The organism is Pseudoflavonifractor hominis, from assembly GCF_014288125.1.
In the GTDB taxonomy this organism is placed as follows: domain Bacteria; phylum Bacillota; class Clostridia; order Oscillospirales; family Oscillospiraceae; genus Pseudoflavonifractor_A; species Pseudoflavonifractor_A gallinarum.
On the sequence record NZ_JACOPR010000003.1, the window covers coordinates 412,732 to 426,071 of the forward strand.

26 protein-coding genes are annotated in these 13,340 nt (G+C 61.1%); 1 reads left to right on the top strand and 25 read right to left on the bottom strand.

Features of this window, described 5'->3' with window-relative positions; genetic code table 11:
- Positions 1 to 52: 52 nt before the first annotated feature.
- On the top strand, positions 53 to 430 hold the full coding sequence (locus H8S34_RS07210) for a hypothetical protein (protein WP_186963501.1): 378 nt from the start codon (positions 53 to 55) through the stop codon (positions 428 to 430).
- A gap of 67 nt (positions 431 to 497) precedes the next feature.
- Here H8S34_RS07210 and rplQ read toward each other — a convergent pair whose 3' ends face one another.
- The 25 genes from rplQ to rpsC form a co-directional block, all read right to left on the bottom strand.
- Positions 498 to 839: a 50S ribosomal protein L17 gene (gene rplQ, locus H8S34_RS07215; RefSeq protein WP_101691686.1), complete on the bottom strand. Its 342-nt coding sequence runs from the start codon at positions 837 to 839 to the stop codon at positions 498 to 500.
- A 179-nt stretch (positions 840 to 1,018) separates the two neighbouring features.
- Positions 1,019 to 1,969 carry a DNA-directed RNA polymerase subunit alpha gene (locus H8S34_RS07220; RefSeq protein WP_101691685.1) on the bottom strand — a complete coding sequence of 317 codons (951 nt, stop codon included), beginning with the start codon at positions 1,967 to 1,969 and terminating at the stop codon, positions 1,019 to 1,021.
- A gap of 85 nt (positions 1,970 to 2,054) precedes the next feature.
- Positions 2,055 to 2,657 carry a 30S ribosomal protein S4 gene (rpsD, locus tag H8S34_RS07225; RefSeq protein ID WP_101691684.1) on the bottom strand — a complete coding sequence of 201 codons (603 nt, stop codon included), beginning with the start codon at positions 2,655 to 2,657 and terminating at the stop codon, positions 2,055 to 2,057.
- A gap of 18 nt (positions 2,658 to 2,675) precedes the next feature.
- Positions 2,676 to 3,080 carry a 30S ribosomal protein S11 gene (rpsK, locus tag H8S34_RS07230; RefSeq protein WP_101691683.1) on the bottom strand — a complete coding sequence of 135 codons (405 nt, stop codon included), beginning with the start codon at positions 3,078 to 3,080 and terminating at the stop codon, positions 2,676 to 2,678.
- Positions 3,081 to 3,093: 13 nt separating this feature from the next.
- Entirely contained in the window at positions 3,094 to 3,462 is a 369-nt protein-coding gene (gene rpsM, locus H8S34_RS07235; protein WP_101691682.1) for a 30S ribosomal protein S13, read from the bottom strand.
- A gap of 20 nt (positions 3,463 to 3,482) precedes the next feature.
- Entirely contained in the window at positions 3,483 to 3,596 is a 114-nt protein-coding gene (gene rpmJ / locus H8S34_RS07240) for a 50S ribosomal protein L36 (protein WP_008982609.1), read from the bottom strand.
- Between the two features lie 289 nt (positions 3,597 to 3,885).
- Positions 3,886 to 4,104: a translation initiation factor IF-1 gene (infA, locus tag H8S34_RS07245; RefSeq protein WP_087259922.1), complete on the bottom strand. Its 219-nt coding sequence runs from the start codon at positions 4,102 to 4,104 to the stop codon at positions 3,886 to 3,888.
- Positions 4,105 to 4,108: 4 nt separating this feature from the next.
- Positions 4,109 to 4,390, bottom strand: coding sequence for a KOW domain-containing RNA-binding protein (locus tag H8S34_RS07250; protein ID WP_186963503.1), 282 nt, complete (start codon positions 4,388 to 4,390; stop codon positions 4,109 to 4,111).
- A gap of 5 nt (positions 4,391 to 4,395) precedes the next feature.
- Positions 4,396 to 5,148, bottom strand: coding sequence for a type I methionyl aminopeptidase (gene map, locus H8S34_RS07255; protein WP_101692045.1), 753 nt, complete (start codon positions 5,146 to 5,148; stop codon positions 4,396 to 4,398).
- An 11-nt stretch (positions 5,149 to 5,159) separates the two neighbouring features.
- On the bottom strand, positions 5,160 to 5,792 hold the full coding sequence (locus H8S34_RS07260) for an adenylate kinase (protein ID WP_101691680.1): 633 nt from the start codon (positions 5,790 to 5,792) through the stop codon (positions 5,160 to 5,162).
- A 16-nt stretch (positions 5,793 to 5,808) separates the two neighbouring features.
- Complete coding sequence (gene secY / locus H8S34_RS07265; protein ID WP_101691679.1) at positions 5,809 to 7,152, bottom strand: preprotein translocase subunit SecY; 1,344 nt, start codon at positions 7,150 to 7,152, stop codon at positions 5,809 to 5,811.
- Positions 7,153 to 7,593 (bottom strand): 50S ribosomal protein L15, encoded by a 441-nt coding sequence (rplO, locus tag H8S34_RS07270; RefSeq protein WP_101691678.1) that lies wholly within the window; start codon positions 7,591 to 7,593, stop codon positions 7,153 to 7,155.
- A 13-nt stretch (positions 7,594 to 7,606) separates the two neighbouring features.
- Positions 7,607 to 7,789, bottom strand: coding sequence for a 50S ribosomal protein L30 (gene rpmD, locus H8S34_RS07275; protein ID WP_101691677.1), 183 nt, complete (start codon positions 7,787 to 7,789; stop codon positions 7,607 to 7,609).
- A 15-nt stretch (positions 7,790 to 7,804) separates the two neighbouring features.
- The gene (gene rpsE, locus H8S34_RS07280) at positions 7,805 to 8,305 is read right to left on the bottom strand and encodes a 30S ribosomal protein S5 (protein WP_101691676.1); all 501 of its coding nucleotides are present in this window, start codon (positions 8,303 to 8,305) and stop codon (positions 7,805 to 7,807) included.
- Positions 8,306 to 8,323: 18 nt separating this feature from the next.
- Positions 8,324 to 8,683 (bottom strand): 50S ribosomal protein L18, encoded by a 360-nt coding sequence (gene rplR / locus H8S34_RS07285; RefSeq protein WP_186963505.1) that lies wholly within the window; start codon positions 8,681 to 8,683, stop codon positions 8,324 to 8,326.
- A gap of 14 nt (positions 8,684 to 8,697) precedes the next feature.
- Positions 8,698 to 9,243, bottom strand: coding sequence for a 50S ribosomal protein L6 (rplF, locus tag H8S34_RS07290; protein ID WP_101691674.1), 546 nt, complete (start codon positions 9,241 to 9,243; stop codon positions 8,698 to 8,700).
- Between the two features lie 17 nt (positions 9,244 to 9,260).
- Positions 9,261 to 9,659, bottom strand: a complete 399-nt coding sequence (rpsH, locus tag H8S34_RS07295; RefSeq protein ID WP_087259939.1) for a 30S ribosomal protein S8 — start codon at positions 9,657 to 9,659, stop codon at positions 9,261 to 9,263.
- 430 nt (positions 9,660 to 10,089) lie between these two features.
- Positions 10,090 to 10,275, bottom strand: coding sequence for a type Z 30S ribosomal protein S14 (locus H8S34_RS07300; RefSeq protein WP_006573415.1), 186 nt, complete (start codon positions 10,273 to 10,275; stop codon positions 10,090 to 10,092).
- A 14-nt stretch (positions 10,276 to 10,289) separates the two neighbouring features.
- Positions 10,290 to 10,829 (bottom strand): 50S ribosomal protein L5, encoded by a 540-nt coding sequence (rplE, locus tag H8S34_RS07305; RefSeq protein ID WP_180956766.1) that lies wholly within the window; start codon positions 10,827 to 10,829, stop codon positions 10,290 to 10,292.
- A 26-nt stretch (positions 10,830 to 10,855) separates the two neighbouring features.
- Positions 10,856 to 11,170 carry a 50S ribosomal protein L24 gene (gene rplX / locus H8S34_RS07310; RefSeq protein ID WP_101691672.1) on the bottom strand — a complete coding sequence of 105 codons (315 nt, stop codon included), beginning with the start codon at positions 11,168 to 11,170 and terminating at the stop codon, positions 10,856 to 10,858.
- A 16-nt stretch (positions 11,171 to 11,186) separates the two neighbouring features.
- The gene (gene rplN, locus H8S34_RS07315; RefSeq protein ID WP_101691671.1) at positions 11,187 to 11,555 is read right to left on the bottom strand and encodes a 50S ribosomal protein L14; all 369 of its coding nucleotides are present in this window, start codon (positions 11,553 to 11,555) and stop codon (positions 11,187 to 11,189) included.
- 12 nt (positions 11,556 to 11,567) lie between these two features.
- Positions 11,568 to 11,828, bottom strand: a complete 261-nt coding sequence (gene rpsQ, locus H8S34_RS07320; protein WP_101691670.1) for a 30S ribosomal protein S17 — start codon at positions 11,826 to 11,828, stop codon at positions 11,568 to 11,570.
- A gap of 23 nt (positions 11,829 to 11,851) precedes the next feature.
- Positions 11,852 to 12,049, bottom strand: a complete 198-nt coding sequence (rpmC, locus tag H8S34_RS07325) for a 50S ribosomal protein L29 (RefSeq protein WP_180956764.1) — start codon at positions 12,047 to 12,049, stop codon at positions 11,852 to 11,854.
- A gap of 2 nt (positions 12,050 to 12,051) precedes the next feature.
- Positions 12,052 to 12,486 carry a 50S ribosomal protein L16 gene (gene rplP / locus H8S34_RS07330; RefSeq protein ID WP_101691668.1) on the bottom strand — a complete coding sequence of 145 codons (435 nt, stop codon included), beginning with the start codon at positions 12,484 to 12,486 and terminating at the stop codon, positions 12,052 to 12,054.
- Entirely contained in the window at positions 12,486 to 13,325 is an 840-nt protein-coding gene (rpsC, locus tag H8S34_RS07335; protein WP_101691667.1) for a 30S ribosomal protein S3, read from the bottom strand. Before rpsC ends, rplP begins: the two co-directional genes overlap by 1 nt.
- Positions 13,326 to 13,340: the final 15 nt, after the last annotated feature.

Consider the following 13,340-nt stretch of genomic DNA (forward strand, 5'->3'; position numbering starts at 1 on the left):
GAGGATCATGCGCATCTCACACCGGAAGCCCGCGTGAAAAGGAGGCAGCGCCATGAAACACATTCGATCCATCCTGTGTCTCTTCCTGGTTCTCTTCGCTTTGGCCGCATGCAGCCCCGCAAGGAAAGACCCTCTGCACCTGGGGATCAACGCGGTCATCACCCAGATCGACGCCGCAAATGAGACCATTACCGTCCGGGACAGTGACAAAGGCGGACCTTTGGGAGAGGCCTGCTCCATCGACTGCTCGGAAATCTTCCTCATCTATTGCAACTATGAGACCGGCGATGTGAGGGACATCTCCTTTGCGGATTTACAAGTTGGGGACGAGGTCCTTCTGAGTGTCCGAGAGTCGGTCCTGGAGGCCTTCCAGGGCGGTGACACCCTCCAGATCGAGCAGCTGCAATTGGGCACCCAGAGACTCGAATGATGGCCGGTTCCGGCAAGCAGAAAACAAAAATCCCCTGCCCGATGGGCAGGGGATTTTTTCAGCTCTCTTACACCAGCTGGACGATCGCCATCTCGGCGGCGTCGCCGCGGCGGGGGCCGATCTTCACGATACGGGTGTAACCGCCGTTACGCTCGGCGTACTTGGGGCCGATCTCGTCGAACAGCTTCTTGGCCACATCCTCCTTGGTGATGAAAGCGAGGGCCTGACGGTAGCTGGCCAGGTTGTTCTTCTTGGCCAGGGTCACCATCTTCTCAGCCAGAGGGGCCACTTCCTTGGCGCGGCTCAGGGTGGTCTTGATCTGACCGTTCTCCAGCAGGTAGGTGGTCATAGCGCGCAGCATAGCCATACGCTGATCGGTGGGACGGCCCAGTTTACGATGTCCGGACATATCAGTCAACTCCTATCGGTATTTCGCGCGGCGAAATCCAGTGTAAATTCGTCCTGAGGGACCCTTGGTCCCGCCGGGAAGCGCCCCGCCGGAGCGGGGCATCACCATTGGCGTATCCGGGAGGGGACGTTACATGCCCCCGGACTGCTTCCCTGATCCGCCTGTTTGTCAGGCTGGAATCAGTTGTTCTCCTCGCTGGCCAGGGACAGACCCATCATGGCCAGCTTGTTGATGACCTCTTCCAGGGACTTGCGGCCCAGGTTGCGCACCTTCATCATCTCGTCCTCGGTCTTGGAGATCAAGTCCTCGACGGTGTTGATGTTGGCACGCTTGAGGCAGTTGAAGGAACGGACGGAGAGGTCCAGCTCCTCGATGGTCAGCTCCAGCACCTTGTCGCGCTGCGCCTCGCTCTTCTCCACCACGGTGGACTTGGAGCCCATGGTCTCAGAGAGATCGGTGAAGAGGACGAAGTGATCGCACAGGATGCGGGCGCCCAGGCTGACAGCGTCCCGGGCGGTGATGGTACCGTTAGTCCACACCTCCAGGGTCAGCTTGTCAAAGTCGGTCTGATCGCCCACACGGGTGGGCTCCACGGTGTAATTGACCTTACGCACCGGGGTATAGATGGAATCCACCGGGATCAGACCGATAACGGTCTGAGCAGGCTTATTCCGGTCGGCGGGCACATAGCCGCGGCCGTGGGAGAGCGTCAGCTCCATGTTCAGGCTGGCGTCGGGACCCAGGGTCGCAATGTGGAGGTCGGGATTGAGGACCTCCACCTCGCCGTCGGCCTTGATATCCCCGGCGGTGACTTCGCACTCACCGCTGGCCTCGATGTAGACCGTCTTGACGCCTTCGCAGTGGAGCTTGGCGATGATGTTCTTCACGTTGAGAACGATCTCGGTCACATCTTCCTTGATGCCGGGGATGGTGGTGAATTCGTGCTGCACACCGGCGATCTTGATGGAGGTGACCGCCGTGCCAGGCAGAGAAGAGAGCAGGATGCGGCGCAGGGAGTTACCCAGCGTGGTGCCGTAACCGCGCTCCAGGGGCTCGACCACGTACTTGCCGTAGGAGCCGTCTCCCGGATTCTCTACACATTCAATGCGCGGCTTCTCGATTTCTACCATGTGTTACCCTCCTTTTCGCAGCGGCGGGCCGGGCAGCCCGCCGCCTGGTTTTACAGCTCACCAATAATCGAGGGTACGCGCTCTCTTACTTGGAGTACAGCTCGACGATCAGGTGCTCCTCGATGGGCAGATCCACGTCCTCGCGGACAGGCATCTTGGTGACGGTGCCCTTCAGGGAGTTCTTCTCGCGCTCCAGCCACTGGGGCAGCAGCACGGCGGGGGCGTCCTCGCCGGTCAGGCGCTTGAACTTCACGGAGGAACGGCTGGCCTCGCGGACCTCGATCACATCGCCGGCCTTCACCAGGAAGGAGGGGATGTCCACGCGCTGACCGTTGACGGTGAAGTGGCCGTGGCTCACCAGCTGACGGGCCTCACGGCGGGTCATGGCGAAGCCCAGACGGTAGACCACGTTGTCCAGGCGGCGCTCCACCAGGACGAGCAGGTTCTCACCGGTCTTGCCGGGCATACGAGCGGCCTTCTCATAGTAGGAGCGGAACTGCTTCTCCATGATGCCGTAAACGAACTTGACCTTCTGCTTCTCAGACAGCTGCAGAGCGTACTCGCTCTTCTTCTTTCTCATCTGGCCGCCGGGATTGCGGTTGCTCTCCTTCTTGGCGTAGCCCATAGCGGCAGGAGAAATGCCCAGCGCACGGCAGCGCTTGGCGATAGGCTGCATATTCTTTGCCATTTGTACTTCCTCCTTCTCTTACACGCGACGACGCTTGGGCGGACGGCAGCCGTTGTGGGGGATGGGAGTCACGTCCTTGATCAGGGTGACTTCCAGGCCCACGGCCTGCAGGGCGCGGATGGCAGCCTCACGGCCGGCGCCGGGGCCCTTCACGTAGACCTCGACGGTCTTCAGGCCGTGCTCCATGGCAGCCTTAGCGGCGGTCTCGGCAGCGGTCTGGGCGGCGAAGGGGGTGGACTTACGGGAACCGCGGAAGCCCAGGCCGCCGGAGGAGGCCCAGGACAGGGCGTTGCCGCCCATGTCGGTCACGGTAACCATGGTGTTGTTGAAAGAGGAGCGGATGTGCACCTGGCCCTTCTCAACGTTCTTCTTTTCGCGGCGCTTGCGCACCACTTTCTTGCCGTTCTTAGCAGCAGTAGCCATTGCTTATCCCTCCTTACTTCTTCTTGTTCGCGACGGTACGCTTGGGACCCTTGCGGGTACGGGCGTTGGTCTTGGAGCGCTGACCGCGGACGGGCAGGCCCTTGCGGTGACGCAGGCCACGGTAGCAGCCGATCTCGGTCAGGCGCTTGATGTCCATCGCCACATCGCGGCGGAGGTCGCCTTCCACAGTGTAGTTGTGCGCAATGCACTCGCGCAGCTTGGCCTCTTCCTCGTCGGTCAGGTCCTTCACGCGGGTGTCGGGGTTAATCCCGGTCTCAGCCAGGATCTTATTGGCGCTGGTGCGCCCGATGCCAAAGATATAAGTGAGGCCGATCTCGATCCGCTTATCCTTCGGCAGGTCAATGCCAGCAATACGTGCCATACTGTTTCAGCACCTCCTAATTAACCTTGTCTCTGCTTATGCTTGGGGTTTTCGCAAATAACCATGACTTTGCCCTTGCGCTTGATGACTTTGCACTTCTCGCACATGGGCTTCACGGACGGTCTAACTTTCATTTTAGTTACCTCCATCTGGTAGCCTGATGGCCCCGGCGGGGTGGGGGCAAGGCCCCTCGACTGCCGGTCGTTGTTCGGTACATGCGCGGACATGGGATCATGTCGCCGCGCGTTGTCACGCTATGGCGCCTGTTCGGGGCGCTTCGCGCTTCTTGTCACGCTATGGCGGCTGCGCGACGCCACACTGCTTACCGCTCCGCGAAAAACACCTTGCGCCGTTGGCGCAACTGCTTTTTCGCCTGCGCGGTGCGCTGTGCGGCTGCTCCGCACGCCTTCGCGCTTCGTTGTTTTACTTGCTTCGCCAGGTGATTCTTCCCCGGGTCACGTCGTAGGGAGACATCTGGACCGTCACCTTATCGCCGGGCAGGATGCGGATGAAGTTCATCCGCAGCTTACCGGAGATGTGGGCCAGAATGATGTGGCCGTTTCCGATGTCCACGCGGAACGTGGTGTTGGGAAGGGACTCAACCACGACGCCCTCCACTTCGATCATATCGTCTTTTGCCAAAGCGTCATACCCTCCTTGATACAGCTCGGAAAGCGGCCAGCGCCCTCCGGAGTGCTCTGTCGGAAACCGTCTCGCCCAGGTGCACGCGCTGGATGGTGGGATTGAGGAAGGCTCCCCGGTTCTCCACCGAAACATGGCCCAGCTTCTTGCGCTTGGGTTTTGCGATTTTCCGTCTTTTACCGTCGGCCAGAAGGAGGATGGAATCCTCCATTCCGACCACACAAAAGAGCTCGCCCTTGTCGTGACCAGCGGTGGACCGCACGATCCAGCCGGTATAATCGTACATAAGGCTCACTCTCCAGGACAGGTGAGCACTTCCGGCTCCCCGTCAGTGATGAGAATGGTGTTCTCATAATGGGCGGCCAGGGAGCCGTCAACGGTGACGGTGGTCCACTTGTCCTTCAGGACCTTGACGCGCCAGTCTCCGGCGCAGACCATAGGTTCGACCGCAAGGGTCATGCCCGGCTGGAGCCGGGGGCCATGGCCGGCGGGACCGAAGTTGGGGACCTCCGGGGCCTCGTGGAGCTTCATGCCCACGCCGTGGCCCACAAAGTCCCGCACCACCGAGCAGCCGTTCGCTTCCACGAACTGCTGTACGGCGTGGGAAATGTCATAGACGCGGTTGCCGGCCTTGGCCATCTTGAAGCCCTCCCAGAAGCTCTGTTCGGTCACTTCAATGAGGCGCTTTGCCTCTTCGGAGATCTCTCCGCAGGCAAAGGTAGCCGCACAGTCGCCGTGGAAGCCGTCGATGCAGGCCCCCACGTCCACGCTGACGATGTCGCCCTCCTGGAGCTTCCGGTGATCCGGAATGCCGTGGATGACGACGTCGTTCACCGAGATACAGGCCGAACCGGGAAACCCGCCGTAGCCCAGAAAAGAGGGCTTGGCGCCCTGGCTCTCGATGAACTTTCGCACCGCGGTGTCGATCTCCAGCGTGGTGACGCCGGGCCGCACCAGGGTGCCGGCCAATGCGCGGGCCTGGGCGGTAATCCGCCCGGCCCTGCGCATCCGCTCGATCTCACGGGGGGACTTGAGGGAAATCATTTCCATCCGAGTCACTTCCCCAACAGTTTCATAATGGCCTCGTTGGTGGCCTCGATGCCGCCCAGATCGGGAACGTTCTGGAGCAGGCCCTTGGCCTGATAGTAATCCTTCAGAGGCTCGGTCTCCTGATGATAGACCTCCAGACGGTGCTTGACCGTCTCAGGCTGATCGTCCTTCCGCTGCTCCAGCGCGCCGCCGCACTTGTCGCACACGCCCTCGGTCTTGGGGGGCGCGGCCACAATGTGGTAGGTGGCGCCGCAGCCGTGACAGGTCCGGCGGCCGGTCATACGGGCCTCGATGACGCTGTCGGCGATCTCCAGGGAGAGCACCACGTCAAAGTGGATACCGGCCTTGTCCAGGGCCTCGGCCTGGGCGATGGTGCGGGGCACGCCGTCCAGGATGTAGCCATTGGCGCAGTCGGCCTCAGCCAGCCGCTCCTGGATGATGCCAATGATGACCTCATCGGGAACCAGCTTGCCGGCCTCCATATACTCCTTGGCCTTCAGGCCCACGGGCGTGCCGTTCTTCACGGCAGCGCGCAGGATGTTGCCGGTGGAGATGGTGGGAATGCCCAGCTTCTGGCTGATGATCTCAGCCTGGGTGCCTTTACCGGCGCCCGGGGCGCCCAACAGAATCAGCTTCATATCCGATACACCTCGATTATTCCAGGAAGCCCTTGTAATGCCGCATGAGCATCTGGGCCTCCATGGCCTTGGTGGTCTCCAGCGCGACGCCCACGACGATGATGACGGAGGTGCCGCCGATGGCCAGAGAGCTGTTGTTCACCAGCGCACCGGTCACGATGGGGGCGATGGCGATCACAGACAGGTAGATGGCGCCGAAGAAGGTGATCTTCCCCAGTACCTTCTGAATGAAATCAGCGGTGGGCTTGCCGGGCCGGAAGCCGGGCACGAAGCCGCCGTTCTTCTTCAGGTTGTTGGCCACTTCCACGGGGTTGAACTGCATGGTGGAGTAGAAGTAGCTGAAGCCGAGGATCAGCAGGAAATACACCACGATGTAGAACACGCTCGTGGTATCAAAGATCTGCAGGAAGGTATACCAGCCGGTGCCGGGGGTGCGGGAAGAGGGGACGAAGGCCCCGATGGTGGCAGGCAGGCTGGCGATGGCCTGGGCGAAGATGATGGGCATAACGCCGGTCATGTTCACCTTCAGGGGCAGATGGCTGGACTGGCCGCCGTACATCTTCCGGCCCACCACGCGCTTGGCGTACTGCACCGGGATGCGGCGCTCGGCATTCTGGATGAACACGATGAAGACCACCATGGCCAGCATACCGATCAGGATCGCCACGATGCCCACGGGATGGAGCCGGAAAGCTCCCTCGGTGGTGACACCGTTGGCCCAGTTCTGCACACCCACGATCATATAACGGACCATGGAGGGGCCGCGGGACAGGATGCCCGCAAACAGGATGATCGAGATACCGTTGCCGATGCCAAACTCGGTGATCTGCTCACCCAGCCACATGATGAAGGCGGAACCGGCGGTGAAGGACACGATGATCACGATGGCGGCCCACCAGCCGGGAACACCGGTGGTGTCCAGCACGCTCACGCCGCTGGAAGCGCCGGCCGTCTTGATCAGGGTGTAGTAGCCGAAGCCCTGCAGCACCGCGATGGCCACGGTGACATACCGGGTGATGGCGGCGATCTTCTTGCGGCCCTCCTCGCCGCCCTCCTTCTGGAGACGCTCCAGAGCGGGGATGGCGACGGTCAGCAGCTGCACGATAATGGAGCTGTTGATATAGGGCTGCACACCCAGGGCGAACACAGTCGCCTGGGAGAAGGCGGTGCCATTCATCGCGCCCAGCAGACCGAAGATGGTGCCGCTCATGGCGTTCATCTGATTGGCGAATACCTCTCCGTTCACGAAGGGAACGGGGACGGCAGAGCCCAGGCGGAAGACCAGCAGCGCGAAGATCACAAAGAGGAGCTTCTTACGCAGATCCGGGATCTTCCAGGCATTGCGTACGGTTTCGATCACTTAGATCACCTCGTACTTTCCGCCCGCCGCGACGATCTTCTCCTTCGCGGAAGCGGAGAACGCGGAGGCACGGACGGTGAGCTTCTTGGTCAGGGTCCCGTTGCCCAGGATCTTGACGCCGTGCTCACACTTGGAGAGGATACCCTTCTCCAGCAGGTCGCAGACATTGACGGTAGCGCCGTCCTCAAACTTGTTGAGAGCGGAGACGTTGATGGCCTCCAGGCGCTCGGCAAAGATGTTGTTGAAGCCGCGCTTGGGCAGACGGCGGGTCAGAGGCATCTGGCCGCCTTCGAAGCCGACGCGGACGCCGCCGCCAGAGCGAGCCCACTGGCCCTTCTGACCACGGCCGGCGGTGGTGCCGTTACCGGAACCCTTGCCGCGGCCCTTGCGGAAAGCCTTCTTCACAGAGCCGGGCGCGGGAGAAAGTTCATGCAGTTTCATATCGCGCACCTCCTTACTTTTCCTCGGTGACCTGGAGCAGGTAACCGATCTGAGCGATCTTGCCGCGGGTAGCGACATTGTCGGGCTGTACGGTGGTGTCGCCGATCTTACGCAGACCCAGAGCCTCGGCAGTCGCCTTATGCTTGGCGATGCGGCCGTTCAGGCTCTTGACCAGCTTGATGTTCATGTTAGCCATTGTGATCGGCCCTCCTTAACCTACGATCTCGCTGACGCTCTTGCCGCGGACGCGGGCCACTTCCTCGGGGCTGCGAAGAGCCTTCAGGCCCTCGAAGGTAGCGGAAACCACGTTCTGCGGGTTGTTGGAGCGCAGGCACTTGGCGCGGATGTCGTGGATGCCGGCGGCCTCCATGACAGCGCGGACGGGACCGCCGGCGATGATACCGGTACCGGGGGCAGCGGGCTTCAGGAGCACGCGGCCGGCGCCGAACTCGCCGATGACCTCGTGGGGAATGGTGGTGCCGGACAGGCTCACCGTGCACATGTTCTTCTTGGCATCCTCAATGCCCTTGCGGATCGCCTCGGGCACCTCAGCGGCCTTGCCCAGGCCGAAGCCCACGCGGCCCTTCTCGTCGCCCACGACCATGAGAGCGGCGAACTTGAAGATGCGACCGCCCTTGACGGTCTTGGAAACGCGGTTCAGAGAAACGAGCTTCTCGGTGAACTCGCTGGGTTCTCTTTCAAATCTAGCCATGTTCGTTATCTCCTCCCCTTAAAATTCGAGGCCGCCCTCGCGGGCACCCTCGGCCAGAGCAGCCACCCGGCCGTGATACACGTAGCCGCCGCGGTCGAAGACCACAGTGCTGATGCCGGCGGCCTTGGCGCGCTCAGCAACAGTCAGGCCGACCTTCTTGGCAGCCTCACAGTTGGAGCCCTTGCCCTCAAAGCCCTTCTCCAGGGAAGAAGCGGAGACCAGTGTCTTGCCGTTGACATCGTCGATGATCTGGGCATAGATGTTGGTCTCGCTGCGGAACACGTTCAGACGGGGACGCTCGGGCGTGCCGGAAATCTTAGAGCGGACACGCTTATGGCGCTTAAGCCGCTGCGCCTTGGTATTGGGACGATTGATCATAGTGGCACACCTCCTTATTTCTTCTTGACGCCGGTCTTGCCTTCCTTGCGGCGGATGACCTCGTCAGTGTATTTGATACCCTTGCCCTTGTAAGGCTCGGGGGGTCTTTTCTCTCTGACTTCAGCGGCGAACTGACCGACCTGCTCCTTGCTGGCGCCGGAGACGACGATCTTGTTGGCGCTGGGGGTCTCGATGGTGATTCCCTCGGGAGCCTCCATAAAGACCTGATGGGAGAAGCCCAGGTTCATGACCAGCTTCTTGCCCTCCATGGCAACACGGTAGCCCACGCCGTTGACGTCCAGCTCCTTCTTGAAGCCCTCGGTCACGCCGACGACCATGTTGTGGATCAGGGTGCGGGTCAGGCCATGCAGGCTGCGGTTCTCCTTGGCATCGTTGGGACGGGTCACGAGGATCTCGTTACCCTCCTGGGCGATGTTCATATTGGGGTGGAACGCACGGGTCAGGGTGCCCTTGGGGCCCTTAACGGTCACGACGTTCCCATCGATCTTCACGTCCACACCGGCGGGGATGGAGATCGGCTTTCTTCCGATACGAGACATATTCTACTCTCCCTCCCTTACCACACGAACGCAAGGACCTCGCCGCCGACGTGGGCCGCACGCGCAGCCTTATCGGTCATGACGCCCTTGGAAGTGGACACGATAGCGATACCCAGACCACGGATGACGCGGGGCAGCTCATCAGCGCCAGCGTACACGCGCAGGCCGGGCTTGGACACGCGGCGCAGACCGGAGATGACCTTCTCCTTACCAGCGCCGTACTTCAGGGTGATGCGGATAACGCCCTGAGTGCCGTCGTCGATCAGCTGGAAGTTCTTGATGTAGCCTTCATCCAGCAGGATCTGAGCGATGGACTTCTTCATGTTGGACGCGGGTACGTCCACGGTGTCATGCTTTGCGTTGTTCGCGTTGCGGATGCGGGTCAGCATATCCGCAATGGGGTCGGTAATATGCATGAGTTTACCCTCCTTTTTAGAGTTACAGATCCGTGAGAAGATCTGTTAAGGCGGCAAGGTATCGGAGTTCGCAAGGCTCCGACCTTTTAACCGTCTGCTAGGGGATATTATATAGTGAAAAGCCCGCTGTGAAAAGGAAAAATTGTCCCAAATCCGCACTTTTGGAGAAATGCCCTAGGCACTGTCCCAGAACGGGGGTCTCTTATTCAAATTTCACAGCGTCGCTTGCACTATCCAGCCAGTTTATCACTTAAACGGAGAATTTTACGTCGAAAACCGCTCCGTAAGGAAGGGGCGGCGGCCCCAGAAGACCGGCGGGGAGCAGCGCTCGACCCGCGGGGTGGACTCCGGGCGAACCTCCCGTCACGCAACGCAAGCGCCAGACGTGTTCTCACACGTCGGGCGCGGCGTTAGCGTTACGATCGGTTGTTTACCAGGAGGCCTTCTTCACGCCGGGGATCTGACCCTTGTAGGCCAGCTCGCGGAAGCAGATACGGCAGATGCCGTAGTCACGCAGGTAGGCGTGGGGGCGGCCGCAGATCTTGCAGCGGTTGTAGCGGCGGGTGGAGAACTTGGGCTCCGCCTGCTGCTTCAGGATCATAGACTTCTTAGCCATTAACGTTCTCCTCCTTAGCGGGCAAAGGGCGCGCCGATCAGGGTCAGCAGCTCCTTGGCCTCTTCATCAGTCTGAGCGGTGGTGCAGAACACGATGTCCATGCCGCGGATCTTGTCGATCTTGTCGTACTCGATCTCGGGGAAGATCAGCTGCTCCTTGATGCCCAGGGCAAAGTTGCCGCGGCCGTCGAAAGCGTTGCCGTTGATGCCGCGGAAGTCACGCACGCGGGGCAGGGCCACGTTGAACAGGCGGTCCACGAACTCCCACATACGGTCGCCGCGCAGGGTGACCTTGGCGCCGATGGGCATACCCTCGCGCAGCTTGAAGTTAGCGACGGACTTCTTGGCCTTGGTCACGATGGCCTTCTGGCCGGTGATCTTGGTCAGATCGCCCACCACGGCCTCGAGGACCTTGGCGTTGTCGCGGGCCTCACCGCAGCCGCAGTTGACCACGATCTTGTCCAGCTTGGGGATCTGCATGACGGACTTGTAGCCGAACTTCTGCATGAGAGCAGGAGCGACTTCTTCCTGGTACTTCTTCTTCAGGTTGGGCATGTTAGCCATAGTTGACTCCTCCTCTCTTAGATCTCGGCGCCGCACTTCTTGCAGATGCGGACCTTCTTGTCACCCTCGACCTTGTGGCCGATGCGGGTGGGCTTGTTGCACTTGGGGCAGACCTTCTGCACCTTGCAGGCGTAGATGGGGGCCTCGCGCTTGACGATGCCGCCCTGCTCGCCCTGCTTGCGGGGCTTGGTGTGACGGGTGGCGACGTTGACGCCCTCCACGATGACCTTGCTCTCCTTGGGCAGGACGGAGAGGATCTTGCCCTGCTTGCCCTTGTCCTTGCCGGACAGGACGACGACCAGGTCGTCTTTCTTGATGCTCATCTTGTTCATGTTATCTCCTACCCCCTTACAGCACTTCGGGAGCCAGGGACAGGATCTTCATGTAATCCTTGTCGCGCAGCTCGCGGGCCACGGGCCCAAAGATACGGGTACCCTTGGGGTTCTTGTCCTCCTTGATGAGGACGGCGGCGTTGTCGTCAAAACGGACATAGCTGCCGTCGCTGCGGCGGACACCCTTGACGGAACGGACGATGACGGCCTTGACGACCTCGCCCTTCTTCACGGTGCCGCCGGGCTGGGCCTTGCGCACGGAAGCAACAACGACGTCGCCGATGTTGCCGTACTTGCGCTTGGAACCGCCCAGCACGCGGATGGTCTTGATCTCCTTGGCGCCGGTGTTGTCGGCGACCTTCAGATAGCTTTCCTGCTGAATCATTCCGGCACCTCCTTACTTCGCCTTCTCGATGATCTCAACGACGCGCCAACGCTTGTCCTTGGACAGGGGGCGGGTCTCCATAACGCGGACGCGGTCGCCCACGCCGCAGGAATTCTGCTCGTCATGGGCCTTGAGCTTGTAGGTCCGCTTTACGATCTTCTTGTAGAGAGGATGGGCCACACGGTCGGCGATGGCCACCACAACGGTCTTGTCCATCTTGTCAGAGACCACCAGGCCGACTCTGGTCTTACGGGAAGAAGTTCTGTTTTCCATGATCTATTTCCTCCTTCTTACTGTTATCGGCCAGCGAGCTGCAGCTCGCGCAGGATGGTCTTGACTCGGGCAATATCCTTCTTGACCTCGGCGATCTTGGCGGGATTCTCGAGCTGATTGGTGGCATGCTGAAGACGGAGCTGGAACAGGTCCTTCTTCAGGTCGCCCAGCTTGGAGTTGAGCTCCTCGGCGTTCATCTTGCGGACTTCATTTGCCTTCATCATTATTCACCACCATTCTCGGTCTCGGCGGTCTCCTTCTTCACAATCTTGCACTTGACGGGCAGCTTGTGAGAAGCAAGACGCAGGGCCTCGCGGGCGACTTCCTCGGAAACGCCGGCGATCTCGAACATCACGCGGCCGGGCTTGACCACGGCCACCCAGTACTCGGGAGAGCCCTTACCGGAACCCATGCGGGTCTCGGCAGGCTTCTCGGTAATGGGCTTGTCGGGGAAGATCTTGATCCAGACCTTACCGCCACGCTTGGTGTGACGGGTCATGGCCACACGGGCGGCCTCGATCTGGTTGCTGGTGATCCAGCAGGGCTCGGTGGCCTGGAGGCCCCAATCACCGTAAGTGACGGTGTTGCCCTTGAGGGCCTTGCCCTTCATGCGTCCGCGATGCACGCGGCGGTATTTCACTCTCTTAGGCAGCAGCATTAGTTGGAGCCTCCTTCCTTAGCAGTGTTGGCGGGACGAGCGCCGCCCTGACGGAAACCGCCCTGGGGACGGCCGCCGTTGTTGCGGTTAAAACCGCCCTGGCGGTTGAAGCCGCCCTTGCGGTCGCCGTCGCGACGATCGCGGCGGGGACGGTCAGAGCGCTCCTTGAAGTTCTTGGTGTCCAGGGTGCGGGGGGTGGTCCGCAGGCTCTGGGTGAGCACCTCGCCCTTGTAGATCCACACCTTCACGCCGATGCGGCCGTAGGTGGTGGCAGCCTCAGCGAAGCCGTAGTCGATGTCGGCGCGCAGGGTCTGCAGGGGGATGGTGCCGTCGTGATAGTGCTCGGTGCGGGCGATCTCAGCGCCGCCCAGACGGCCGGAGCAGCAGGTCTTGATGCCGCGGGCGCCCATGCGCATCGCGCGGCCCATGGCGTTCTTCATCGCACGGCGGAAGCCGATGCGCTTCTCCAGCTGCTGAGCGATGTTCTCGGCCACCAGCTGAGCGTTCATGTCGGGGTTCTTGACCTCGACGATGTTCAGGGCAACGGACTTGCCGATCATCTTCTCGAGGGTCAGGCGCAGGCGCTCGATGTCGGCGCCGCCCTTACCGATGACCACGCCGGGGCGGGCGCAGTGCAGGTAGATGCGGACCTTGGCGTTGTCGCGCTCGATCTCGATCTTGGGGATACCAGCGCCGTACAGGGTCTTCTTCAGGTAATCGCGGATCTTCTTGTCCTCGACCAGCAGGTCGCCGACCTTCTCGTTGCGGGCGTACCAGCGGGAGTCCCAATCCTTAATGACACCCACGCGCAGGCCGTGGGGATTGACTTTCTGTCCCATTTTGTTCCTCCTCCC